General features: G+C 61.0%; 22 protein-coding genes. 3 read left to right on the top strand and 19 right to left on the bottom strand.

Annotated elements, in window-relative coordinates:
• Positions 1-49 precede the first annotated feature (49 nt).
• The 7 genes from KI797_RS06140 to KI797_RS06110 form a co-directional block, all read right to left on the bottom strand.
• The gene (locus KI797_RS06140) at positions 50-313 is read right to left on the bottom strand and encodes a BufA1 family periplasmic bufferin-type metallophore (protein ID WP_005328858.1); all 264 of its coding nucleotides are present in this window, start codon (positions 311-313) and stop codon (positions 50-52) included.
• Positions 314-668: 355 nt separating this feature from the next.
• On the bottom strand, positions 669-1,049 hold the full coding sequence (locus KI797_RS06135) for a hypothetical protein (protein WP_226172022.1): 381 nt from the start codon (positions 1,047-1,049) through the stop codon (positions 669-671).
• 1,172 nt (positions 1,050-2,221) lie between these two features.
• Positions 2,222-2,623, bottom strand: a complete 402-nt coding sequence (locus tag KI797_RS06130; protein ID WP_226172020.1) for a YybH family protein — start codon at positions 2,621-2,623, stop codon at positions 2,222-2,224.
• A gap of 140 nt (positions 2,624-2,763) precedes the next feature.
• Entirely contained in the window at positions 2,764-4,038 is a 1,275-nt protein-coding gene (thrC, locus tag KI797_RS06125) for a threonine synthase (protein WP_226172018.1), read from the bottom strand.
• The gene (gene thrB / locus KI797_RS06120) at positions 4,035-5,003 is read right to left on the bottom strand and encodes a homoserine kinase (RefSeq protein ID WP_171274337.1); all 969 of its coding nucleotides are present in this window, start codon (positions 5,001-5,003) and stop codon (positions 4,035-4,037) included. Before thrB ends, thrC begins: the two co-directional genes overlap by 4 nt.
• 40 nt (positions 5,004-5,043) lie before the next feature.
• Positions 5,044-7,503 carry a bifunctional aspartate kinase/homoserine dehydrogenase I gene (gene thrA / locus KI797_RS06115; RefSeq protein ID WP_226172016.1) on the bottom strand — a complete coding sequence of 820 codons (2,460 nt, stop codon included), beginning with the start codon at positions 7,501-7,503 and terminating at the stop codon, positions 5,044-5,046.
• Positions 7,504-7,753: 250 nt separating this feature from the next.
• Positions 7,754-8,446, bottom strand: coding sequence for a tRNA/rRNA methyltransferase (locus KI797_RS06110; RefSeq protein WP_042648595.1), 693 nt, complete (start codon positions 8,444-8,446; stop codon positions 7,754-7,756).
• A 194-nt stretch (positions 8,447-8,640) separates the two neighbouring features.
• Here KI797_RS06110 and aceK point away from each other — a divergent pair, with 194 nt between their 5' ends.
• Positions 8,641-10,368, top strand: coding sequence for a bifunctional isocitrate dehydrogenase kinase/phosphatase (gene aceK / locus KI797_RS06105; protein WP_042648594.1), 1,728 nt, complete (start codon positions 8,641-8,643; stop codon positions 10,366-10,368).
• Between the two features lie 314 nt (positions 10,369-10,682).
• Here the strand turns inward: aceK and KI797_RS06100 are convergent, their stop codons facing one another.
• The 6 genes from KI797_RS06100 to KI797_RS06075 all read right to left on the bottom strand — a co-directional run bounded on the left by KI797_RS06100 (position 10,683) and on the right by KI797_RS06075 (position 17,272).
• A complete protein-coding gene (locus KI797_RS06100) occupies positions 10,683-11,642 on the bottom strand; it encodes a LysR substrate-binding domain-containing protein (RefSeq protein ID WP_226172014.1) in 960 nt (319 codons plus the stop codon).
• Positions 11,642-12,280 carry a pyridoxamine 5'-phosphate oxidase gene (pdxH, locus tag KI797_RS06095; protein ID WP_171273446.1) on the bottom strand — a complete coding sequence of 213 codons (639 nt, stop codon included), beginning with the start codon at positions 12,278-12,280 and terminating at the stop codon, positions 11,642-11,644. Before pdxH ends, KI797_RS06100 begins: the two co-directional genes overlap by 1 nt.
• Before the next feature lie 151 nt (positions 12,281-12,431).
• Positions 12,432-12,692, bottom strand: a complete 261-nt coding sequence (locus KI797_RS06090) for a hypothetical protein (RefSeq protein WP_378002259.1) — start codon at positions 12,690-12,692, stop codon at positions 12,432-12,434.
• A 53-nt stretch (positions 12,693-12,745) separates the two neighbouring features.
• Positions 12,746-14,710: a reprolysin-like metallopeptidase gene (locus tag KI797_RS06085; protein WP_042648591.1), complete on the bottom strand. Its 1,965-nt coding sequence runs from the start codon at positions 14,708-14,710 to the stop codon at positions 12,746-12,748.
• A 250-nt stretch (positions 14,711-14,960) separates the two neighbouring features.
• Positions 14,961-15,290 (bottom strand): hypothetical protein, encoded by a 330-nt coding sequence (locus KI797_RS06080; protein WP_042648590.1) that lies wholly within the window; start codon positions 15,288-15,290, stop codon positions 14,961-14,963.
• Entirely contained in the window at positions 15,287-17,272 is a 1,986-nt protein-coding gene (locus KI797_RS06075; protein ID WP_042648589.1) for a reprolysin-like metallopeptidase, read from the bottom strand. Before KI797_RS06075 ends, KI797_RS06080 begins: the two co-directional genes overlap by 4 nt.
• Before the next feature lie 210 nt (positions 17,273-17,482).
• Between KI797_RS06075 and KI797_RS06070 the strand changes: the two genes are divergently transcribed.
• Positions 17,483-18,694 carry an RsmB/NOP family class I SAM-dependent RNA methyltransferase gene (locus KI797_RS06070; RefSeq protein ID WP_226172011.1) on the top strand — a complete coding sequence of 404 codons (1,212 nt, stop codon included), beginning with the start codon at positions 17,483-17,485 and terminating at the stop codon, positions 18,692-18,694.
• Positions 18,695-18,759: 65 nt separating this feature from the next.
• On the opposite strand, the gene KI797_RS06065 is transcribed toward KI797_RS06070, so the two are convergent.
• Positions 18,760-19,104, bottom strand: coding sequence for a Grx4 family monothiol glutaredoxin (locus KI797_RS06065; RefSeq protein WP_005331467.1), 345 nt, complete (start codon positions 19,102-19,104; stop codon positions 18,760-18,762).
• A 288-nt stretch (positions 19,105-19,392) separates the two neighbouring features.
• Here KI797_RS06065 and sodB point away from each other — a divergent pair, with 288 nt between their 5' ends.
• A complete protein-coding gene (gene sodB, locus KI797_RS06060; RefSeq protein ID WP_005331469.1) occupies positions 19,393-19,977 on the top strand; it encodes a superoxide dismutase [Fe] in 585 nt (194 codons plus the stop codon).
• Between the two features lie 101 nt (positions 19,978-20,078).
• On the opposite strand, the gene KI797_RS06055 is transcribed toward sodB, so the two are convergent.
• The 5 genes from KI797_RS06055 to KI797_RS06035 form a co-directional block, all read right to left on the bottom strand.
• Positions 20,079-20,888: an MlaA family lipoprotein gene (locus KI797_RS06055; protein ID WP_042648587.1), complete on the bottom strand. Its 810-nt coding sequence runs from the start codon at positions 20,886-20,888 to the stop codon at positions 20,079-20,081.
• A gap of 88 nt (positions 20,889-20,976) precedes the next feature.
• Entirely contained in the window at positions 20,977-22,230 is a 1,254-nt protein-coding gene (gene ccmI / locus KI797_RS06050; RefSeq protein WP_042648586.1) for a c-type cytochrome biogenesis protein CcmI, read from the bottom strand.
• On the bottom strand, positions 22,227-22,706 hold the full coding sequence (locus KI797_RS06045) for a cytochrome c-type biogenesis protein (RefSeq protein ID WP_005333041.1): 480 nt from the start codon (positions 22,704-22,706) through the stop codon (positions 22,227-22,229). Before KI797_RS06045 ends, ccmI begins: the two co-directional genes overlap by 4 nt.
• An 11-nt stretch (positions 22,707-22,717) precedes the next feature.
• Positions 22,718-23,248 (bottom strand): DsbE family thiol:disulfide interchange protein, encoded by a 531-nt coding sequence (locus KI797_RS06040; RefSeq protein ID WP_043129055.1) that lies wholly within the window; start codon positions 23,246-23,248, stop codon positions 22,718-22,720.
• Complete coding sequence (locus tag KI797_RS06035) at positions 23,245-25,200, bottom strand: heme lyase CcmF/NrfE family subunit (protein WP_042648585.1); 1,956 nt, start codon at positions 25,198-25,200, stop codon at positions 23,245-23,247. Before KI797_RS06035 ends, KI797_RS06040 begins: the two co-directional genes overlap by 4 nt.
• Positions 25,201-25,291: the final 91 nt, after the last annotated feature.

Raw genomic sequence — 25,291 nt, 5'->3', positions numbered from 1 at the left:
TCAGAGGAAGGGGCCATGGTGCGGCGGGTGCCACACCATGGCATGGGGCTTACTTGGGTTGCAGCGACCCGCCCGCCAGCTTCTCGCACAGGCCCTTGGGCACCACCACGAAGGCATCCCCCTGGGCATCCATCTTGGCGGTACCGGCGCAGGAGCCGCCCTTGCTGGCGCAATCGTTCTTGCCCGCCTTGACCACGCCGTAGCACTTCTCCTTGTCGTCCGCCGCCATGACTGGCGCGGCGATGAACTGGGCACCCAGGGCCAGCAGACCCGTCATGGCAGAGGCGATGGCAGTACTCTTTTTCACGTTCATATCCCTATTCCTTATTGTCGAGAGTGATGTCTCCGGCGCATGTCATCCGGCTACGTCCAATAGAACCGGCGCCGGGGAGAAAAGATTTCCGACAAATTGAAAAAACCTGAAAAAATGCCCATAAAAAGCCAGCAAGAGATTGTTTTTAAATGGATATTTATTTAATCAAAAAAGAGGCGGAGTGAAGCTCCGCCTGCTGTCCCTCATCAACGCGTCGTTCGCAGCCCTTGCCGAGGCGCACCGGGGTCACGTCAATCCGGCTCTGGCACCACCACAAGAGAGGGGCCTATGGCCCCTCTCCTCCCTCGGGCGACGATCTTCCCAAGGCGCTCGCTCACTCCTGGCCCCCAAGGGTTCAGGTGGTCTTGACGCACTTTTGCACGAAGCTGTTCTTGGCCGCCCCGGCGAGCTTCTTGTCCGCCGCCGCCTTCTCGCACTGAGTCGCCTTGTCGGCGGCTGCATCCGTCTTCACGCACTTCTGGATAAAGCTGTTCTTGGCAGCCCCCGCCAGCTTCTTGTCGGCGGCAGCTTTTTCACACTGGGCTGCCTTGCCGTTGGCCGAGGCATCCTTGACGCACTTGCCCACGAAGCTGGTCTTGGCGGCGCCCGCCAGCTTCTTCACCGCCGCCTGGGCCTCGCACTCTTGCTGCGCGCCAGAGGTTGCGCCCTGGGCCACCCCCATTCCCATGCCCATTACCGTCACACACAGACTCAACACCATCAGGATCCGCTTCATATGACCAACTCCCATCGTTCTATCCATTGTGGTTAGCCCCCACTCACGCGGGCCAAACGAGGCACCCTCGCCTCGCTGCACTATAGTCCCCCCGCCCCGTGACAACAAAAAGCACACCGGCTCGCCGAATACGCCATCCCACATCCCGCCCCTTCCTCCCCGCTCAGCCCCTGCAATTGTTGAGCTGGCGCAAAAAACGCAGATCTTCCTGATAATTGCGTCACTTTCTGACTGGTTTGCGTATGAGGCTTGAGGATATGCTGGTCATTCGGCGCCTACAGCACCATCCGGGGCCCGCCCGCTGGTCCATGGAGCGCATTGGAAGCTGTAATCCAGGGGCGGTAGCTTGGAGTTTGTTCATCATCCTCAGGGATATTGAGGCTTGTGACGTTGGTTTGCACTGAATTAAATGAAACCCGGCAAATGAGAAATACTTTCTAAAAGAATATTTAATATTTGATGACACAAACATTAAATAAACCGAAATACCTTCGCAGTAGACATTTAGCTTCACAGAAAGAAATATCAACCTACGAAAACTGTAAAATATACGATACTCCTCGGCCAATAAATACAATCTTTCATTTATATACCACCATTATTTATCTGAAATAGATAGCCACCAACTAATCCATTGAGGGAAACATGAATCCAGAAATCAACCGAAGAAAAACGGCAATGGTTCTTCATGAGCTTGAAATAGCTCTAGGGAATTATGTAGTATCTAGGGAAGGTGCGAATAAGTCATATGGCACGAGAGCATTTACTGGTAACCCATTGATATTAAATGACTAAAATTTTCATTTTTTGTTCGTGGGATACTTGTTCGCACTTTCCCTAGTCAATGGTAGCTGGGGCGAGTGGAGCAAATTAAAAGAGGGTGATCAAATCGCAATAAAACCAGATAGTAGAAATCCTCGGCCAGGAAAAGCCATATCAGTTATTGAAGTTCATTTCATTTCTACCTAGTCATAGAAGCAATATCGGCGTACCACCATTCTGAGCCAGCCATTACTCGGCTGGCTCATGTTTTATCCCTATCCCTCCAACCAATACTCCCGCCCAATCCCCACTCCGGCGACAAACTCGGGATCGTGGGAGACAAGCAGCAATGTGCCCGGATAATCGGCCAGCACCCCAGTCAGAAACTGGCGAGAACAGTGATTCGGCGGTTACTCAACCATACCCAGCAGCGCAGTGCCGTAGGAGTTGTCTATGGTGCAGCGCCACTGGCCATCGCTCTCTTTGCGAAACACATAGGTGGCGCGGCGGGTCTCGTCCACCAGGCCGCCTGGCGCGTCCGGGTAGCGCAGCCGGGTCTCCATGATCACCAGGGCGTTGTCGGCCCCCTCTATCACCTCCATGGCTCCCTGGGTCACCTCAAGCCGGCCGTCAAAGTAATCGGAGATGGCGGTGAAGGCGCGGCGGATGGCGGGAATGCCGCGCGCCACCATGCCGGGTTTGACCACCAGGGCGGCGTCCTCTGCATAGAAGGCCATCAGGGCGTCGAAGTCGCGCCGGGAGATGGCTGCGTCGCAGGTCTCGATCAATGTGCGAAGGGGATGTTGGCTCATACAGTGCTCCTTAGGATCTGCTCACGCTCTGATCGTGAAATGGTGCTTAATCCAATGCGGGTTTCCCCGCCCTATACCGGACATAAAAAATCCCCCGCTCTCGATATAAAAGCGGGGGATCTTCAGCGTCTCATGGCGGCTTAACCGAGCAGGAAGGCCTTGAGGCGGCCAAAGTCGGCGGGCAGGTTGTGGGAGAGCAGCGGCAGGGCGGCGTGCTTGGCGAGCGGGCCCGGCAGCGGCACATCGAGGCCCAGGATCTCGTCCACCGACTCCTTGAACTTGGCGGGATGAGCGGTGCAGAGGAAGACCCCTACTTCGTCCTCGGCGAGCTGCTCATTCAGCAGATCCCAGGCGATGGCGCCGTGAGGCTCGCACAGGTAATCGAGCTGGTGCAGGCGTTTAAGGGCATCGCGAGTCTCGGCATCGCTGCGCATGCCAGACCCCAAGGTTTCCAGCGCCCAACCTTCGCGGCGGCACAGCTCTTCCACGCGCGGCCAGTTGTTGGGGCGGCTCACGTCCATGGCATTGGACAGCGTTGCCACCGTCTGGTGTGGCTCCCAGCTGCCGGTTTTCAAGTAGCGCGGCACTGTGTCGTTGGCATTGGTGGCGGCGATGAAGCGCTTCACCGGCAGCCCCAGCGCCTTGGCGATGAGACCCGCAGTGAGGTTGCCGAAGTTGCCGGACGGCACGCTGATGACCGCCTTGGCACGATCGCCCTTGGGCAACTGGGCCACCGCCTCGAAGTAGTAGCAGACCTGGGCCAGCAGGCGGCTGATGTTGATGGAGTTGGCGGAGTTGAGGCCGATGGCGGTCTTGAGCCCCTCGTCGTCGAAGGCATCTTTGACCAGCGCCTGACAGGCATCGAAGTCGCCGTCGATGGCGATGGTGCGGATGTTGCCGCCGAGGGTGCAGAACAGCGCCTCCTGCAAGGGGCTGATCTTGCCCTTGGGGTAGAGGATGACCACCTCAATCCCCTCCAGCCCGTAGAAGGCGTGGGCCACGGCGGCGCCGGTGTCGCCCGAGGTGGCGGTGAGGATAGTGATCTTGTCGTTGGTGCGGAAGGTCGCGAGGCACTGGGCCATAAAGCGACCGCCGAAGTCCTTGAACGCCAGGGTCGGGCCGTGGAACAGCTCGAGGGCATAGGTGCCGTCTTTCAGCTTCACCAGCGGCGCCGGGAAGGTGAAGGCGGCATTGATCAGCTCGCTCACCTTAGGCTTGGGCACTTCGTCCCCCAGCAGGTGGCTGATGATGCGCGCGGAGCGCTCGGCCAGCGGCAAGTCCAGCAGGGCATCCACATCGGCCAAGGGCGCAATCACCTCGGGGAAGAAGAGCCCCTGCTCGCGACCCAGACCCTGGCGCACCGCCTGGGCAAAGCTGACCTGTTCACTCTTGTCCTTGATATTGTAAAGATTCATAGCTCGCTTCCTGTTACCCGTGCCCCTTCGATGTCTACTTTGCAGACCCGGGCAAATCCATCTTCATTGCGCACGAAGTGCGCCTCCATCCACTCTTTCATCCGTTCGGCCTGGGCCAGATCCTTCATCACCACGAACACGGTGGGACCGGAGCCCGAGATGCCGGTGGCGAGTGCCCCGTTCTGGGCGCCCTGGGCCCGCACCTCGTTGAAGCCTTCAATGAGCGCCGCACGGTAGGGCTCGGCGATCACGTCCTTCAATACGCTGGCCGCCAGCCCCTCTTGTCCTGTGTAGCTGGCGTGCACGAAGGCCGCCAGGCGGCGACCGTAGGTGAGGCAATCCTGACGGCGATACTGCGCGGGCAGGATGGCGCGGGCGGCGGCGGTGGAGACGACTGTGCCCGGGTAGCAGACCACCCAGTACCACTGCTCGAACACCGGTATGCCCTGGCTGATGACGCCGTGCTCTTCCAGCACCAGCTGCATACCGCCGAGATAACAGGGGGCCACGTTGTCGTAGTGGACGGAGCCGGAAATCTTGCCTTCCATCTCCCCCATCAGCAGCAACATGTCGTGTTCATTGAGGGGCGCGCCGTGGAAGGCGTTGAGCCCTTCCAGCGCCGCCACCACGCTGCAGGCGCTGGAACCCAGACCCGAGCCCACCGGCAGGTTCTTCTCCAGTACCATCGCCAGCGGCTTGAGGCCCAGGCCGCGCTTCTCCAGCGCCTCGCCATAGGCGACCCAGCAGTCATAAAGGATGTTCTTCTTGGGATCATCCGGCAGCTTGTGGGCGTAGCGGCCCACGGAGGAGAGGGCGAAAGGCACCTCTGCCGATTTGACCTGGACGCGATCCCCCAGCAGGGAGCCATCCACGGGGGCGAGCGCCGCCCCCAGTACATCGAATCCCACGCTCAGGTTGGCGCTGGAGGCCGGTGCATAGGCGACCACGCTGCCGCCCTGCGCCATGGCATCTTGTTCAAAATCGGGGTTCATCGCTGAACTCATGTTACAGCTCCTGCTTCCAGTTCTGGGTGCGCAGCACGTCGGCGAAGACGCCGGCGGCGGTCACTTCGGTCCCTGCGCCATAGCCGCGCAGCACCAGGGGGATGGGCTGGTAATAGGTGGAGAAGAAGGCGAGCGCGTTCTCCCCGTCTTTCACCTTGAACAGGGGCTCGTCGGCACCGACCGCCTTGATGGCGACCTTGCACTTGCCCCCTTCGATGGAGCCCACGTAGCGCAGCACCTTGCCCTCGCTCTGAGCCAGGGCGAACTGATCGCGGAACCAGCCATCGGCCTCGGGCAGACGAGCCATAAAGGACTCCACATCGCCACTCACATCAAAGCCAGGTGGCAGCGCCTGCTCCACTTCCACGTCGGAGAGCTCCAGCGCCATGCCGGCCTCGCGGGCCAGGATCAAGAGCTTGCGAGCCACGTCCATGCCGTTGAGATCGTCGCGGGGATCCGGCTCAGTGAAGCCGTTGCCACGGGCAATCTTGGTTGCGTCGGAGAAGGCCATCCCCTCGTCCAGCTTGCCGAAGATAAAGGAGAGCGACCCCGACAGGACGCCGTCGAAGGCGCGCAGCTTGTCACCGGCCTTGATCAGATTCTGCAGGTTCTCGATGACCGGCAGGCCCGCGCCCACGTTGGTCTCGTAGAGGAACTTGCGGCGGGTCTGGCGGGCGGTGCGGCGCAGCGCCTTGTAGTAATCCAGCGACCCTGTGTTGGCCTTCTTGTTCGGGGTGACCACGTGGAAACCGGCGGCCAGGAAGTCCGCATACTGGACGGCGATGGCCTCGCTGGAGGTGCAATCGACGATCACCGGGTTGATGAGGTGGCTCTCTTCCACCAGCTTCTTCACCGCTTCCAGGCTGAAGCTGTCACGGGCTTCCACCAGCTGTTCACGCCAGTTGGCGAGGCTCAGCCCATCCTTGTTGACCGCCATCTGGCGGCTGTTGGCGATGCCGACCACCCGCAGGCCGGTGCCCTGCTCGGCGAGCACCGGCTGCTGGCGGGCAATCTGATCCACCAGGGCCGCGCCGACGCCGCCCACACCGACCACGAAGAGATCGATGAACTGCTGGCTGCCGAAGAAGTTCTGATGGCACGCCTTGATGGCTTCCGCCACCTTGCGATCCCGCACCACCGCAGAGATGGAGCGCTCGCTCGAGCCCTGGGCGATGGCGACGATATTGATGGAGGCCTGGGCCAGGGAGGTGAAGAAGCGCGCCGCCATCCCCTTGCTGGTGCGCATGCCATCCCCGATCAGGGAGATGATGGCGAGATCGGTCATGATCTCGAGCGGATCCAGCAGCTGGTTCTTGAATTCCAGCTCGAACTCGCGCTCCAGCACCTTGCGGGTCTTGTCGCTGTCATAGCTGTGGATACAGAAGCTGACGCTGTACTCGGAGGATGACTGGGTGATGAGGACGATACTGACCCCGGCGCGGGAGACGGCGGAGAAGATGCGACCCGCCATGCCCACCATGCCCTTCATGCCGGGGCCGGAGACGTTGAACATGCACATGCCGGAGAGATCCGAGATGGCCTTCACTTTCAGGTCATCATCCCCCTGATCGACCCCGATGAGGGTACCAGGCCCCTGGGGGTTGAAGCTGTTCTTGATGAGGCAGGGAATGTGGAACTGGGCCACGGGGGCGATGGTTTTCGGGTGCAGCACCTTGGCGCCGAAATAGGAGAGCTCCATCGCCTCTTTATAGGAGAGAGTTTTCAGCAGGTAGGCATCCGGCACCAGGCGCGGGTCGCAGTTGTAGCAACCTTCCACGTCTGTCCAGATCTCGCAGCACTCGGCGTCCACACAGGCGGCCAGGACGGCGGCGGAGTAATCCGAGCCGTTACGGCCCAGCAGCACAGTCTCGCCCTTGTCGCTGCCACCGGTGAAGCCCGGCATCAGGTAGAGGCAATCGGTACGCAAGCCTTTGGCGGCAAAGCGCAGGCGGGAGGCCTCGATGTCCACATGGGCTTCGAGGTAACCGCCGTCGGTCACCAGCAGCTGCTCCGGCACGATGAGATCCAGTTCGAGACCGCGCACCCGCAGCAACTCGTGCATGAAGGCGATGGAGAGGTTCTCCCCCCGGCTCAGGATGCGGGCCTGGACATTGTCCGGGCAGAGGCCCAGCAGGCGGATGCCCTGCATCAGGCGCTCTACCTGATCCAGCTCGGCGGTGAGGCGAGCCTGCAACGCCTTGTCATCCAGCGCCGGGTAGGCCGCCTTCAAACCCGCCAGCAGGCGGGAGAAGATGCCGTTGATTTCAAACAGGGTATTGCTGGCATCCATGCCGCGGCTGGTCTGCTCTACCAGGGCCACCAGGTGGTTAGTCACCTTGGCCGGAGCCGACAGCACCAGGGCAACCTGGGATTGGCCGTGGGTGTTCACCGCGATATCGGCGACCCGTAAGAAACGCTCTGCGTCGGCCAGTGACGACCCGCCAAATTTCAACACTCTCATCGCTTTCTCTCCCTGTAAATCTATGAAATGCAATCTAAAAACCAATCCAACAAAAAGGCCCGTACTGGGTGGGTACGGGCCTTTTAAGATTTCTGTGCTTGTTCGTCAGCGCATCAACCGGCCCCAGTGCCACCTGTGGTGGTACCGGTAATAATGGTGGTGGTGATGATGTTGGTGAATAGCTGCATGACGAACACTCTTGAACGAAACTGGTTGTTAGCAATACCTTGCCGGACCTTGGGCTGTCAACCTAAACCTCTTTGCCAAACTTGCGGGCGAGGTCTTTGCAGAGCAGATGCAGCATATTCAGATCCCGCTGCGGCAGCATGGGTACTCGGTCCATCACCCATTGATGCAGCTTTTCATCCTGATAAACTCCGAGTTCACCAAGCAATTCTGCTGTTTTTGATTTGAGTACGCGAACCTGCCCGGTACCATCAAAATTTTCTGCTACGGCCTCGGGCTCGTCCAGCAGGGGACTCATCTCGTAGGCATACAGCATGATCGCCTGCCCCAGGTTCAAAGAGGGATAACTCACCTTGAGGGGCAGATAGCTGATGAGGTCCACCTGGGCAAGCTGCTCGTTGGAGAGGCCGGACTCCTCGCAGCCAAACACGATGGCCACCTTTTCGAGGGAAGGCTTGGCGCGGATCTGATCGCGGATCTCGGCCGGGGTGAGGTAGTGCTGATAACGGCCACGCTGGCGGGCCGTGGTGGCGACCACCAGATCCATGTCGGCAAGGGCCTCCTCCAGGGTGTCGAAGGCGCGTGCCTCGGTCAGGATCTCCTGGGCGCCATGGGCGACCCAGCTCGCCTCCTCCTCTTCGTGTACCCGGCTCCCTACCAGTCGCATGGCATCGAAGCCCATGGTTTTCATGGCGCGAGCGGCCGCACCCACATTGGCCGCGCGAGCGGGGGCCACCAGTACAAAATAGAGTTTCATCGGGTTTCTCCTGAACAGGGCCGACGCCGCGAACTGCAGCAAACCGCCGGTAAAACAGGGGCGCAATCTACCGTTTATCCCCGAACATTGCCACTTGAACAGATGTTTGGATGTTGCCATAGTGGCCGGACGAGTGAGCCCGTTGCCTACCGGCACAGACGCCATCGGCCCGATACATCACAAGGAAGAGAGAGATGCAGCAGCCATTGGAACAGGCGGTCGCCGAGACGATCTTGCAGCGTTTCGAGTCGTTTTACAGCCGCTTTCTCGAGATAACCCAGGGCAGCAAGAGCCGCTTCGAGAACAGCGACTGGTTGGGGGTGCAGCTCGCCGGGCGCGAGCGCATTCGCCTCTATGATCATCACGTCGGTGCCACCACCGCCCTCATCAAGCAGATGATGGGGGAGCAGTTGCCGACCCAGGCCCTGCTCAAGCAGGTGAAGGGGGCCTTCAGCGATCTGCTGCCCCGCTGCGAGAACTTCGAGGTGGCGGAGTCCTTCTTCAACTCCGTCTATCGCCGGATCTTCCGCCATCGCAACATCCGCGACGAGAATCTCTACATCCACCCCTTTCGCAGTCGGGGTGAGCACCCGGATCTGAGCGCCTTGCTGCGAGTCTATCGCACCGACCTTGCCCACCTGCCGCAGACCCTGAGCCAGCTGCTCGGGGATTACAGCTTCACCCTGCCCTTTGAGGACAAGCAGCGGGACATCATCGACATTCACCGCCATCTGGCGGAGAGCGGCCCGGCCATACTGCACGAGGAGCCATTCGCCATCGAGCTCTTGAAGGAGGTGTTTTACCGCAACAAGGGGGCCTATCTGGTGGGCCTCATTCGGGTGAAAGGCGAGGTGCATCCCTTCATCCTGCCGCTGCTCAGCACCGGCCAGAGCATCTATGTGGACACCGTCATCTTCGAGCCTGAGCTGGCCTCCATCGTGTTCGGCTTCGCCCGCGCCTACTTCATGGTCTATGCCCCTGTGCCGGCCCTGTTCGTGCTCTTCCTGCGCCAGATCATGCCCCGCAAGCCGGACTACGAGATCTACAACGCCATCGGCTGCCAGAAGCACGGCAAGACAGAGCTCTATCGCCACTACCAGCAGCACCTGGCCCAGAGCCGGGAGCAGTTCGTCATCGCACCCGGCATCAAGGGGATGGTGATGAGCGTGTTCACCCTCCCCTCCTACGATGTGGTATTCAAGGTGATCAAGGACGAGTTCACCCCGCCCAAGGACGTGAGCCACGAGCAGGTGAAGGCGAAATACCGGCTGGTGAAACAGCACGACAGGGTGGGCCGGATGGCCGACACCCAGGAATTCACCAACTTCGAGTTTCCCCTCGATCGCATCTCCCCCGAACTGCTGGCCGAGCTCAAGTCGGTGGCCCCCTCGGCGCTCACCATTACGGCCGACAAGCTGGTTATCAAGCACCTCTACACCGAGCGCAAGATGATCCCGCTCAACCTCTATCTGGATCAGGCGGACGAGCAGCAGACCCGGCTCGCGCTGGAGGAGTACGGCAACGCCATCAAGCAGCTGGCGGCGGCCAACATCTTCCCCGGCGACATGCTGTTCAAGAACTTCGGCGTGACCCGCCACGGCCGGGTGGTGTTCTATGACTACGACGAGATCTGCTACATGACGGAGTGCAACTTCCGCCAGATCCCGCCGCCGCGCTACCCGGAGGATGAGTGGAGCGCCGAGCCCTGGTATTCGGTGGCCCCGAACGACATCTTCCCCGAGGAGTTCGCCACCTTCCTGCTGCAAAAGCCCCAGGTGCGGGAGATCATGATGCAGGTGCACAAGGAGCTGTTCGATGCCAACTACTGGAAGATGCTGCAGGGCAACATCAAGGAGGGGGTGTTCGAGGATGTCTATCCCTACCGGCGCAAGAAGCGCTTCCGCTTTCAGCGGGGGGGATGATCCCGGCAGAAACAGCAAGAAGGGACGCTGCGGCGTTAATGTCGGGCAATCCAGGGGCCATTGACCGACCCTCTGCGGTGTAAAAATCCGAAACCAGTTGATTTGGTTTCGGATTTTTTATGCGTATCGAACAGGACCATGACCGCCTTCACGCCAGCGATGTCGCCCAGCTGGAATCGCTCTCTGACCTCATTCCCGCAGCCCCTCACCTCACTGCTCGGGGAAGAGGGCCTCGTCACCCTGCACCCTCGACGCCTGTCCATTACGCCTCTCTTTCTATCCCTGCCATGTCGCGCCGCGGCATAGATCCGGCGCTACAACCAGGGCAGGGTCGCCGCACTGGTGGGGAGCGACTGGTTCAGCAGCGCCAGCTGCACCGTCTCCCGGCTCACATGGGGAGCATAGAGGTGGATGAAGTCGTACATGTAGTCCCGCAGATGGGCGTGCCTGCGCAGGCAGACATGGGCTGTGCTCGAGGCGATCAGATGATCGATGTTGAGACAGACCAGGCTCTCCCTGTCCGCCTCGTCGAACGCCGAGGTGGCGATCACTCCCACCCCCATGCCGAGGCGCACATAGTGCTTGATGATGTCGCTGTCGGTGGCGGTCAGCACGATGCGGGGACTGAGGCCATGACGGCCGAACGCCTTGTCCATCTTGGAGCTGCCGGTGAAGCCGAACACATAAGTGATGAGGGGATATCGGGCCAGATCCGCCATGGCCAGCGGCTGGCAGTCGAGCAGCGGATGACCGTGGGGCACCACCACGCCGCGCCCCCAGCGGTAACAGGGAACGGTCGCCAGCTCCTCGAACAGGTGCATGGACTCGGTGGCGATGGCCATCTCCACGTCCCCGTTTTCTACCATCTGTGCCAGCTGGGCCGGCGCCCCCTGATGCAGCTGGATGCTCACCGCTGGGTAGCGGCGGGAGAAAGCGGTGATCACCGCGGGCAGCTTGTAGCGGGCCATGGTGTGGGTGGTGGCGATGCGCAGCACCCCGCTGGTGGCCAGCTGGTCACCGAGGGAGAGCTGGCCAATCTGTTCGACCTGGGCCACCACCCCCTTGGCCAGCTCCATCACCTGCTCCCCCATGGGGGTCAGGCCCGCCAGGTTCTTGCCCTTGCGGGTGAACAGCGCCAGCCCCAGCTCCTCCTCCAGCATCTTCATCTGCTTGCTGAGGGTCGGCTGGGAGGTGTAGAGCTTCTCCGCCGTCGCCGAGATGTTGAAGTTGTTCTTCACTATCTCGGTGAAGTTCTTGAGCCGGGCTATGTTCATCAGGGGGCCAGGCGCTCGATGTGCCAGCCATCCCCCTCGCGGCTGTAATAGAAGCGATCGTGCAGGCGATGCTCACCCCCCTGCCAGAACTCCACCGTCTCGATCCGCACCCGGAAACCACCCCAGAAGCTCGGCAGCGGCACCTCGCCATTGGCAAACTTCTGCTTGAGCTCGAGGAACTTGGCCTCCAGCACGCCACGGGCCGAGATGCGGGTCGACTGTTTGGAAACCCAGGCGGCTATCTGACTGTCCTTGGGGCGGCTGTGGAAGTACTTCATCACCTCGAAGGTGCTCATCTTCTCCACCCGACCGGTCACGTGCACCTGACGGTCCAGGGTGTGCCAGGGGAAGAGCAGACTGATACGCGGGTTGCCTTCCAGCTGGTGTGCCTTGCGGCTGCCCATGTTGGTGTAAAAGACCATCCCCTCGGCATCGTAATGCTTGAGCAGCACGGTACGCTGCCAGGGTTGCCCCTCGGCATCCACGGTCGCCACCACCATGGCGGTGGGATCGGTCAGCCTGGCCTCGCACGCCTGGGCCAGCCACTTCTCGAACAGGGCGAGGGGCTCGGCCGGCAGATCGGCCCGGTGCAGTCCGCCCCTGGTGTATTCGCGACGCAGATCAGCAACATCCATCATCTTGATTTTCCTTCAAATAAATAATGGTTCCACGACCATCAAGAGAGTGACGCAGGCATTGTGCTCCGCCCGTCTGCCAGTGACAAGCCATAACGCAGCGGGGAGGCAACTGCCTCCCCGCTGTGCTTACCTGCACACTATTACCTCTCAATTACCTCTCAATCGCCTCTGGCATGCACTTTTCCAGCATCCGTCGGTTATATCGGGTGGCATAGTCAATCCGCTGCTTGAACTCCGCCTCCTTGCCTATCTCAATCACATCGCCGAATCCTTCCAGATAACGCACCCCGCACCGGGTTCTCGCTTCTGCTTGCAGTGACTCCACAACTCCTGGGGCCATGCCGCCACGCCCGCCGCGTACGATGAGCCGATAATCCTGAGCGGCAAGACTCTCCTCTATTGTCTCGGTCATAGAGGCGGCCACAACCTGTTCTGCGCATATATGCAGAAGCAGCAAACTGGCGACTAGCCGTAATATCTGCGCCATCCGGCTGCCCCTCCCATCAGGAAGATCACGATAAGACTTACTGCGCCGCCACCACCGCCGCCACCCGCACTGTTATTGTTAATCACGCTTGCACTCTCCGTCGTAGCCGACGCATTACCTTTTATTCCATTGATAGAGAAAAAAATATTATTGCTGCATGCCAGCTTCAGCCTGGCCGTGCTGGTCAACGATGCAGGCAACACCACACTGGTCGAGCCGTTATTGGCCAGACCGCTTGCCAGCGTAGTCCAGCTAGAGCCGCCATTCTGTGTCAGTGCCAAATCCACGCGAGAGCAGTTAATGGGAGGCTGATCGGTCCCTGCAACATCCCATGTCACCATCTGGGTACTACCCGCAACCATGGTGCCGACCTGTGGGGCAGTGATAGCAAATGCCGCGCCGGTATTGATCACCTGTACCACCATTTCATCACTGCTCACCGCCCCCTGCCCATCGCGCACAGTAAGGTGGAACTGAAGGTTACGATTGGTCGCAGGCCACGCCTCTCCTTTGGCCAATACACCCGAGATCAGCGAGCTCATGGCGGGCAAAGTTCTGTGGGGTTCCGATGTCGGAGAGACAAAACGAAACAGCGGGCGGGTTCCATCATCCACCATGGTCGCCACACTGTAGGATGCATTGCCAAGATCAACCTGCTCCCAGGTGTAACTCAGGGGATTACCGTCCAGATCCAGCGCGCTGCCGACCAGTGTGAAAGGAGTATTGGCGGGGATCACCCGATCGCCCCCCGCATCCACGACCGGCGCATTATTGGCAAGAGCCAGATCTGTGCCGCAGGAGGGCAAAGAGGCCATCAGGGTGCGCATCTGCTCGATCGACTTGCTGTGAAAGAAGGGGCTGCTGTTGATCTGCAGATTCTCTTCACCACAGATCCCGGCATAGGCCATGATGGTCGAGCCACTGCCCGGCTCCCAGGCTGAGTGAGCCTTGCGACCCGTTGCACAACTGTCGGCCGTGCCGTTGAAAGAGTGTTCGGCCCCCAACTGATGCCCCAGCTCATGCGCCACATAATCAATAAAGAAGGCATCGCCGACAGGCGGTGAGCCCCCCGTCATGCCCCGTGAACGGCTGAAGGGGTTACACAGGGATCTCTGGGTCGCCACGCCGCCACCGGATGTCGCCAGCAGATGGCCCAAATCAAAGGTTGGATTTAACAGTAGCCCCTGTTGGGTCTGGTTGATGGCGATATCCTGGGTCGAGTTGGTGAAGGGATCCGTTGCAGGATCGGTGAAAATCACCTTGTCCGTATCGGCTGCAAGCTGAAACTCGGCACCCACTTCACGGCGATAGACTTCGTTGACCCGATTAAGCAGTGTTGCAATGGCCGAGAGTGCAGCGACCTTGGTGCCACCGTGATACTGGGTATATTCACCGGTTGCCGAGATAGCGATGGTGTAGCGCTTGCGCAAATTGCCATCGACCAGCACGGCCCGCTCGCGATCGACTCCCAGAGAATCCAGCACCTGATCCACATCCTGTCGCCGCCAGGCATCCTGCTGCTCATAAACGGCATAGGAGAAACCGTCCTGAAGCGGATCGATGTAAAAGGTACGCCCCCGGTGAGTAAACAAACCGTGAAAACCATGCATGGTGACATCGAATCGACCGGTATCCGTGGCCTGATCGATGGCCTTGCCATTGTAGGTATTGATAGAAGGGTAACGCTGGGCCAACGAGTCAGGAAGCAGGGTATTGGGATGAACATCAAACTGCACCGTAGTGCCATCTGGGAGTGGCAAGGTCAACACACTGGCAAGATGCCCGGGTTCAAAAGGCTTGTCCGGAACGACCACTCTGACCTTGTCAGCTCGCACATCATAGGCGCCCCCCCTTGCCGCGCTCTCATCCATGAAGGTCCACTGGGGTTCTGCCGCAACCTGAACAGACAAACTGGTGATAATCACCACAATGCCATGCTTCATAGAGCCTCCTTGCCCTACCTTGGTGATCCCAAGTATGGTGCAGCGTAAATGGCCGATCTGCGTCACAGACAGAAAAGAAAATCCGCACAAAACCGCTATCACGCTTAAAAAACCTGCTACTACCGATCTCCACACCTCCGGTGAAACAAGCGGACTCCGTTCAAAAGCGGAAAAATGAAGGCGCCATTGGCGCCTCCACGGATAACCTGGGGGCAGAAGTGCCCCTCATCTGGATGGGTATATTGGTGTATTACTGCTTGTCAGCACCCGATGCTGCCGGGCAATGCGTCACCATGAGCTGGTTATACTCACTGGCATAAGTGCTCAGCCTGGCATGTGCCTCTTTCTGATCCGGCTTGATGACATCGCCGAACCCGTCCAGATAGCGCACGCCACAACGGGCCTTGGCTGCAGCCTGTTCACCCACCGCAATGCCGGGTGCCACCTCGCCACGCCCGGCCCGCACGATCAGCCGGTAATCCTGCTTGGCCAGGCTGGCACTGATCGCCTGATCCAGGGCGTCGGCATCGGCCTGGCAGCCGCCTATCAGGGTGAGCAGCAGCACGCCGGCCAGTCTCATGCCCGCCTCCGTTGCCAGCCCAGCAACGCCAGGGCCAGGGTCCAGAAGCCGAGGGCACCGCCACCACCGCCACCCCCTTCCACGCGCTGGGTCACCGACAGCTTGAGCGGACTGATGGCAAAGAAGAGGTTGTCACTGCAGGCCACTTTCAGCCTGGCGGTGCCGTCACTGCCCGCCGGAATGGCGACACTCGCCGACCCCGAGTTCGGCTGGCCGCCGGCGAGCAGGGTCCAGTTCACCCCCTCGTCCCGGGTCATGTAGAGATCCACCTTGCTGCAGTTGATGGGGGCCGCGTTGGTACCGGCGACGTCCCAGTCGATGGTCTGCGTCTGGCCGGCTGCCAGCGGCGTCACCAGGGGACTGGTCAGGGCAAAGGCCTTGCCGGTGTTGACCACCTGGATCTTCATGTCGTCGCTGCTGACACCCCCCTTGCCGTCCCGAGCCGTGAGGCGGAAGTTGAGCTCACGGTTGGTGGCAGGCCAAGCCTCCCCCTTCGCCAGGGTGTTGGTGAGCAACGAGGGAAGGCTTGGCAGGGTGCGTTCCGGCACGCTGGTCGGCGCCACGAAACGGAACAGCGGACGACTGCCGTCGTCCACCATGCTGGCGACGCTGAAGGACTCGGTGCCGAGATCGATCTGCTCCCAGGTGTAACTCAAGGCGTCGTTATCCAGATCGGTGCCGGCCCCCTTGAGCACGAAGGGGGTGTTGGCCGGGATCACATGGTCGTTGCCTGCGGCCACCTGAGGCGCATTGTTGGTGAGGCTCTGGGTGGTGCCGCAGCTCGACACCGTGGCCATGTGCGCCCGCATCTGCTCGATGGACTTGCTGTGGAAGTAGGGCAGGCTGTTGGCCTGCAGGTCCTCTTCCCCGCAGATCCCGGCATAGGCCATGATGGAACTGCCGCTGCCGGGCTCCCAGGCCTGGCTGGCCTCCCGGTTGCCGCCACCGCAACTGCCGGTGGTGCCGTTGAAGGTATGGTCGGCCCCGAACTGGTGGCCAATCTCGTGGGCCACGTAGTCGATGAAGAAGGCATCTCCCACCGGGTTCGAGGAACCGGTCATGCCTGCCGATTTATCCGCGGTGCAGAGCACTCCCAGCCCCGCCAGCCCACCGCCCCCGGTGTTCACCACGTGACCGATGTCGAAGGCACCGAGCCCCTGGGTCTGCGCCACGGCCTGCACCTGCATGTTGACGTCGACGTCGCTCAGGCCAGAGCCGGACGGGTCATCCCCGTTGAAGAAGGGATCCGTGGCCGCGTCGGTGAAGATGATGGTGTCGTTGCCGCTGGCCAGCTGGAACTCGGCTGCCACGTCACGCTGGTACACCTCGTTGACCCGGTTGAGCAGGGTGGTAATGGCACCGAGACCGGCCTCCACAGTCCCGCCGTGATACTGGGTGTACTCCCCCGCCGCCGAGATGGCGATGACGTAGCGCTTGCGCTCGTTGCCATCCACCAGCACCTGGCGGGCCAACGTGCCGGCCTTGCTGCCGATGACGCGATCGGCCTCCTCTTCCAGCCGGCTGTGGGCATCCTGCTGGTAATAGACCGCATAACCCTCGCCGTTGCGCAGGGGATCGACAAACACCATCCGGCCCTGGTGGCTGAACATGGCGTGGAAACCCTGGGGGCCGAGATCGACACGCCCGGTTTCGACCGGGTTTGCTTCGTCGTGTCCCTTGAAGGTCCGGATCCCGGGGTACTTGGCGGCGAGGTCCGCCGGCAGCAGATCATAGGGCTGCAGGCTGAAGGTCACCTCCTTGCCATCCGGCAGCGGCAGGGCCAGTCGATGCTCCCCTCCCAGCAAACCGGCGAAGTAATCGGCCGGTACGGTGGCGATGCGATATTGGCTGGCTCGCACCTCATAGCCATCGGCAGCGGTGGCCTTTGCCGCCACCGTATTCCACTCACTGGCGGCCAGGCCGGTGGTGCTCATCAGACCGGCCACCAGCAGCGCCAGCGGAGAGTATTTCATCAACTGCATCTTTTTATTCCTTTTTCAATGCGTTCGCCTGAACTGCCTCAGCATCATTTTCCTGCCACAGTGAGAAGTCCAGCACCATCCGCTGTACATTCCCCGAATGGGGACGGTTGCACCAATGCAGTCTAGCCCCTATCATGGCGCGGATTTGTCCGTTTCAGAACCCTCCTGTGTCACGGGCCGGTTCATCCTTTTTTGGCCAAGGTTAATCTCATGCTCAAATCCCCACTGTTGCCCCGTTTCGGGGATCTGGTCGTTGCCATCGTTGACGATGTGCTGGGTCAGGGTCTTACCCTCGACCGCGCCTATGCCCGTCACTTCTCCGGCATCGAACTCAAACCGCAAGAACAGGCAAGGATTGCCCTGGTCACCGGCGACCTGCTGCGTCGTCTCAGTCTCTATTGCTTCCTCACCGGCATCCAGGTGCGTCAGGCCGAAAAAAATGTCTGGCCGCTGCTGCACAGCTGGCACGCCTTCCACAAGATTGCCCAGCCCAACAACCCGACCCTGGATCGCTTCAACGAAGAGGCGTTCCGTCGCCGTCTGACCGAGGCCAAAAAGAACCCGGTGCTGATGGATGGTTGCCCTTCCTGGCTGGAAAAACTCGGCAGCGAGCAGCTGGGTGACGCCTGGCCCGCCGAGCGTGCTGCCTTGGCCTGGATGCCCAAGCGCTACCTGCGGGTCAACACCCTCAAGTGCAGCCGGGAAGAGCTGCAGGCCATTCTGACCAAAGAGCACGTCACCACCATCCCCGTCGACGGGGTGGATACTGCCCTGCAGGTCACCTCTGACGCCGCCCTGTTCCGCACCAAGGCCTTCGCCGATGGCTGCTTCGAGCAGCAGGATGCCGGCTCCCAGCTGGTCGCGGCCGCGCTGGAAGTGACCCCGGGCATGCGCGTCATCGACGCCTGTGCCGGTGCCGGTGGCAAGACGCTGCATATCGCCGCCATGATGGAGGGCAAAGGCCGCCTGCTGGCGATGGACGTGGAAGAGTGGAAGCTGGAGAACCTCAAGCAACGCGCTCGCCGCGCCGGTGCCCACAACGTGGAGACCCGGGTCATCACCAGCAGCAAGACCGTCAAGCGCCTCAAAGAGAGTGCCGACCGCGTGCTGTTGGACGTGCCCTGCTCCGGTCTTGGCGTACTCAAGCGCAATCCGGATGCCAAGTGGCGTGATACCGCCGAGCGATTGCCGGTGCTGGTTGCCCTGCAAGAAGAGATCCTGCAGCGTTACAGCCAGATGGTGAAGGTGGGTGGTCTGCTGGTCTATGCAACCTGCTCCATCCTGCCCCAGGAGAACCGTCAACAGGTGGACAAATTCCTCGCGGCCAACGAAAACTACCGCCTGCGGGATGACCACACCGTCAGCCCCTCCGAGACCGGCTTCGACGGTTTCTATATGGCACGGATCGAGCGCATCGGCTGAGGCCCTGCGTACCCATAGAAAAGGGGAGCCAATGGCTCCCCTCTTTGCATGATGCGGATGCGACCTTATTCGGCGGCGGCATCATCCTGCTTGTGCTTGGCGGCCACTTCCTTGATCAGGGTCTGCAGCTCGCCAGCCTGGAACATCTCGATCATGATGTCGCAACCACCGACCAGCTCACCCTCGACCCACAGTTGCGGGAAGGTCGGCCAGTTGGCAAATTTCGGCAGCTCGGCACGGATGTCCGGGTTTTGCAGGATGTCGACGTAAGCAAAGGGCTCGCCACAGGACATCAGGGCCTGGGAGGCCTGGGCAGAGAAACCGCAGCTGGGTAGCTTGGGGGATCCCTTCATGTACAGGATGACGGGATTCTCAGCCAGCTGCTGTTTGATCTTTTCAATAGTTTCCATAAATGCCTCACTAGAGCGATTTCGGCGGCCATTCTACTGCAAACCGGGCAGACCACAAACTGGCAAACGGTCCCGAATGCAAGAAGTGATGAATCAATACGTCGCAGCTTGATCCGGATCATGGCGAGAATCAAGAGTTGTTCGCTCATCTTTGATGCTGCTACAATCGACGGGCTTTGGGCCATTCAGGCCCCATCATTTCAAGAACAATTCTTTTCAACATAGAAAAGAGTATGCAATGTCTTGCAACCGTCGCCTTCGCACGGACCAGCCAATGGAGAGTAGAAAATGGCATTCGAACTTCCCGCTCTGCCCTATGCAATCAATGCTCTGGAACCGCACATCTCCCAGGAAACCCTGGAATACCACCACGGCAAGCACCACAACACCTACGTGGTCAACCTGAACAACCTGGTGCCGGGTACCGAGTTTGAAGGCAAGTCTCTGGAAGAGATCATCAAGACCTCCACCGGCGGTGTCTTCAACAACGCCGCCCAGATCTGGAACCACACCTTCTACTGGCACTGCCTCTCCCCGAACGGCGGTGGCGAGCCTACCGGCGCCCTGGCCGATGCCATCAACAAGGCATTCGGCTCTTTCGCCGAGTTCAAGGATGCGTTCACCAAGTCTGCCATCGGTAACTTCGGTTCCAGCTGGACCTGGCTGGTAAAGAAAGCCGACGGCTCCCTGGCCATCGTCAACACCTCCAACGCCGGCTGCCCGCTGACCGAAGCCGGGACCACCCCGCTGCTGACCGTCGACCTGTGGGAGCACGCCTACTACATCGATTTCCGCAACCTGCGTCCGAAGTACATGGAAACCTTCTGGGCCCTGGTCAACTGGGAATTCGTGGCCAAGAACCTGGCTGCCTGATAGCCGCTTCATGCCAAAACGCCCCGCACTGCGGGGCGTTTTTTTATGGCAGGAAAGCAACGAAAAAGGCGCCATGGGCGCCTTTCTGATAACCATTGACCTTACTGGTCTATCTCGTCCAGATACTCGTCCAGGTTGCTGTCATCCTCCTGCTGGCCCTGCTGCTTGAGCTCAGGCTGGCGACCCGTCACCTTGCCGTCGTTGTACTGCAGGTAGAAGTCCTTGGTGAGGGCATAAGGATCGAGCGCATTGTCGATGATCCGCTCCTGATCGATGAGCTTGGCGCGGGTACCCAGGCCATCCAGCGCCCAGTGAATGAATTTCATGGGGAAAGTCAGCAGCGCGTAGGGGAAGTACACAGTATCGATGGTATCCCCCACCAGCTCGCGGGTGGTGGTCGGGCCGTAGACGGGCACCATGATGTAGGCACCATCCCCGATGTCCGCCTTGCCGAGTACGGTGTCCATTTCCAGCATGTTGCGCTCGAGGCCGGCATGTCTGGCCACGTCGAAGATGCCCAGCAGACCCACTGTGGTGTTGAGGGTGAAGCGGCCCAGGTTGGTCCCCGCCCCCTTCAGGTCACCGACCAGCAGGTGGTTGACCATGCTGCTCGGCTCGTCGAAGTTATCCACGAAATTCGCGATACCGTCCTGCACCCCCTGCGGCACATAACGGGCATAGCCATGGACCACGGGGCGGGCCACATAGGGCTCCAGCACGTCATAGTTGACGGCCCACATGGCGCGGTTGGCGCCCTGGAAGGGGTCACGGGGATCGCTGGCCGTGCTGGTCGCTTCGGGACGGCTGGGGGTTTCCTTGAGATCCAGGCTCTCTGGACCCGGCTTGGGAGGGCCACCCGCACAGCCCCCCAACAGCAGTGCCACTGCCAATGCTCCTGAACGCAGATACATATGAAAGTCCTAAGCTTTTTATTGGGAATTGCCATGAATTATAGGTAGCTCGCCCCTCCAGGGGCGGGCTACCTATGTAAAAGAGGTATTAGAGTGCGTGATCGATGCGGATGTCAATCGGCGCTGTGGGGATAGCATTCGTCGATACCGTGACCGAGACCCCCTCGAAGGCGCCCTCCTTGTTCATCACGTTGCCGCCCCGGGAGAGGCGCGCCTTGAACTGCAGCTCGGGATGAGCCGCCAGCTTGCTGCCCTGCATCATGGCATCCCCATCCCCCAGTGACAGGGTGAGGGGCAACTGCGGGCCCGGGATGCGCTTGACCGCGATGGGCATGGGTGGGCCGTTGGGGATCACCGCAAACACAAACAGGTGAGCGTCCTCAGGCAACTGGATGCCTGGCGCCAGAGTGATGTGCAACGGGAACTCCCCTTCCTTCACCGCCAGTACCTGGGTTTGTGCCTGTTTGCTTTGGGTTGCCGCCATGCCACGCTGCTTGAGCTGCTGCTCGGCATACTCGATGGAGCGCTCCACCATGGCGTGGCGGGTCGAGCCCTGCTCCAGCAGCGGCAACATGGCTCGCCAGCGAACCAGCGCGGTCTGGAAGTCCTCTTTTTGCAGCGCCATGAAGGCATGAACCGAGCGCGCCTCTATGTTGGCCGGATCCTGGGCAATAGCCGCCTGCAGCAGCTGATCCGCTCTGGCCTCCTCCCCCGTCATCATCAGGGCCTGGGCATAGGGCACCGCCACCATGGCCTTCTGCGGGGCCAGGGAGTAGGCCCGCTCCAGCGCCTCGCGGGCCATCTCGGGGTCATTGCCATCCAGGGTCAGACGCCCCAGCAGCAGCCAGCCACGATAGTCGCTCGGTTCTTCTTTCAGCCGGGTGCGCAGCCCCAGGGTGAAGTCCAGCAGATCCTGCTCAGTGACATTGCTATCCCGCTCCACCAGGATACGGTTGCTCAGCTCCCCGAGCCGGCTGCTGGCATCCTGCCAGCGGCTCACCTCCTGCCAGGCCCCCAGCTTGTAATAAAGCCCCAGACTCACCACCACCAGCACCAGCACACCCGGGATCCAAGTCAGGCTCTTGCCGCCACGGGCGCTCTGCTCCACGTCGGGGATGTCGTCCAGCAGGCTGCGTTGCAGCTCCACCAAGGACTCGGACTCCTCGGCCAGTATCCCCTGCTCACGCTCCTCGCCTATCTCCAGCAGACGCTGACGGTAGAGCTGCTTGTTGAGCGCCGAGCGGCTGATGCTCTGCCTGCCCTCGCCGCGCCACAGCGGCAGGATCAGCGCCAGGCTCGCCAGCACCAGCAGGGCCGCGATCACTATCCAAAATGCGGTCATTGTTTCTCTTCCTCTTTGAGCAACTCGGCCAGACGGCGCCGCTCTTCTTCGCTCAGGGCGTTATCCATTCGTTTTGTCGCCGCCGGGGCACGGCGGCTGCGCACCACGACCGTGGTGGCGCCGATGACGATGACCAGCAGGGGGCCAAGCCAGAGGATCAGGGTGGAGGCCATCAGGGGCGGATCATACAGGATGAAGTTGCCGTAACGGGCCACCATGTAATCCACCACCTCTTGCTTCTCCTTGCCCTCGCGTACCATCTGGTAGGTCTTGTCCCGCAAATCCTTGGCGAGCCCGGCATTGGAGTCCGCGATGTCCTGGTTCTGGCACTTGGGACAGCGCAGCTCCTTGGTCAACTCGCGGAAGGTCTGCTCCTGGGCATCGCTGTCGAAGGTGTAGACGTCGATGGCGGCGCTGGCCTGACCGGCGCCGAACAAGCCCGCCAGCAGCAACAGGGAGGCAATAAGGGTTTTCATCAGAGTTGCCCTCACTTCATGGCATCGAAGATGGGTTTGAGGGTCGAGGCCCAGACTTCCGGGTTCACGTCCCCCACGTGGCGATAGCGGATGATGCCCTGGCTGTCGATGAAGAAGGTCTCGGGCGCGCCGTAAACCCCGAGATCCAGCCCCAACATGCCGTCCGGATCGTAGAGATTGACCTCATAGGGATTGCCGAGCTCCGCCAGCCATTTGATGGCCTTGTCCCGCTCATCCTTGTAGTTCATGCCGACGATGGGAATGCCCTGCCCCGCCAGCTGCTTGAGGTAGGTGTGCTCCCCATAGCAGGTCGGACACCAAGTGGCCCAGACGTTGAGCAGCATGGGACGCCCCTTGAAGATGCTCCTGTCATGCTGCTTGTCGAGGTCATAGATGTCCTGCAGGGTGAACACGGGCACCTCCTTGTCCACCATCACGGATTCCAGCTTGGTGGGGTCGGAGTAGAGCCCCTTGAACAGGAACAGGGCACCCATCAGGAAGATGATGAAGGGCAGCAGAAATAACCAGGTCTTCTTGCTCATGCCTTGGCCTCCTCGTCACGACGGCCGAACCGGTAGCGCTTGTCCAGCATGGCCAGCACGCCGCCGATGGCCATGAAGACGCCGCCGAACCAGATCCAGCGCACGAAGGGCTTGTAGTAGATCCGCACCGCCCAGGCGCCGTTGTCGAGCTGCTCGCCAAGCGCTGCATAGAGATCCCGGGTGAAGCCGGCGTCGATGGCGGCTTCCGTCATCGGCATGCGACTCACCTTGTACATCCGCTTCTCGGGCTTGAGCAGGGCTACCTGCTTGCCGTTCTTGTGCACCTCCAGCACCCCCTTGAAGCCGTCGTAGTTGGGGCCGTTCTTTTCGGCTGTCCCGGCAAACACGAATTCGTAATCGGCGAAGTGCACCCGATCACCGGCCTGCATCCGCAAGTCCTTCTCGATGCTGTAGTTCTGGGTGCAGGCGATGCCGATGATGCTGACCGCGAGCCCCACATGGCCCAGGATCATGGCCCAATGGCTGTTGCCGAGCTTGCGCACCCCGGTGGCAAAGCTGTGTTTGTGGGTGGCTCGCACCCAGGTCTCCTGGATGCTGGTGATGATGATCCAGCTACCCAGACCGATGCCGAGCGCGGCCCAGGGCTTGAACTCCCCGGCAAAGAGCTGCGGCAACCCGAAGGCGGCGACCAGGCTCAGCCCCAGGGCCAGCACCACCTTGCCCTTGAGCTCGCCGAGCTCCTGACGGCGCCAGCGGAACAGCGGACCCACCCCCAGCAGCAGGGCGAACGGGATGATGAGCCAGCTGTAGATGTGGTTGAAGAAGGGGGTACCGATGGAGATGCTGCCGAGCCCCAGCTCCTTGTGCACCAGCGGCAACAAGGTGCCGAGCAGCACGGTGAGCAGGCCCGCCACCAGCAGGATGTTGTTACCGAGCAGCAGGGTCTCGCGACTCCACAGCTCGTGCTTGCCGTGGCTCTTGACCTGGGAGCCCTTGAAGGCGAACAGCAGCAAGGAGCTGCCTATCACCGCCAGCAGGAAGCCCAGGATGAAAAGGCCGCGGGTCGGGTCGGAGGCAAACGCGTGGACCGACACCAGCACGCCGGAGCGCACCAGGAAGGTGCCGAGCAGGCTCAGAGAGAAGGCCGAGAGCGCCAGCAGCACTGTCCAGGCCTTGAAAGTGGCGCGTTTCTCGCTCACCGCCAGGGAATGCAGCAGAGCCGTGCCCGCCAGCCAGGGCATGAAGGAGGCGTTTTCCACCGGATCCCAGAACCACCAGCCGCCCCAGCCAAGCTCGTAATAGGCCCACCAGGAGCCGAGCACGATTCCCAGGGTCAGGAAGACCCAGGCCGCCATGGTCCAGGGACGGGACCAGCGCGCCCAGGTGGCATCGAGCCTGCCCGTCATCAGGGAGGCGATAGCGAAGGCGAAGGCCACCGAGAAGCCCACGTAACCCATGTAGAGCATAGGGGGGTGGAAGATGAGGCCGGGATCCTGCAACAGGGGGTTGAGGTCGCGCCCATCCACCGGGAAGTACGGCAGGGTGCGGGTGAAGGGGTCAGAAGTGAACAGCACGAAGGCGGTAAAGCCCACCGAGATGAGACCGAGCACCCCCAGCACCCGCGCCACCGCATCGAGCGGCAGGCGACGGCTGAACAGGGCCACGGCCGCGGTCCAGCCCCCCAGGGTCAGCACCCAGAGCAGCAGGGAACCCTCGTGGGCCCCCCACACCGCCGAGATGCGGTACTGCAGCGGCAGCAGGCTGTTGGAGTTGGTGGCCACGTACTGCACGGTGAAGTCGTTGTCGACGAAGGCCCAGGTGAGGCAGAGGAAGGAGAGCAACAGCAGCAGGAACTGGCTGTAGGCGAGCGGACGGGCCGCCGACATCATGCCGAGGCGCCCCCACTTGGCCCCGAGCAGCGGGTAGCTGCCCAGCAGCAGGGCGGTGGCAAAGGCCAGGATCAGTGCGAATTGCCCCAGTTCAGGGATCATGGCTGACTTCCTTTCAATTGCGCCGCGACCAGAACCGGTGCACAGGCATAAGACGGTGAGAACTGCCCTACTTCGGGGATCATTGACTATT

It is taken from the genome of Aeromonas media, assembly GCF_020423125.1.
Taxonomy (GTDB): domain Bacteria; phylum Pseudomonadota; class Gammaproteobacteria; order Enterobacterales; family Aeromonadaceae; genus Aeromonas; species Aeromonas media.
This window is presented reverse-complemented; position numbering and strand designations above follow the sequence as displayed.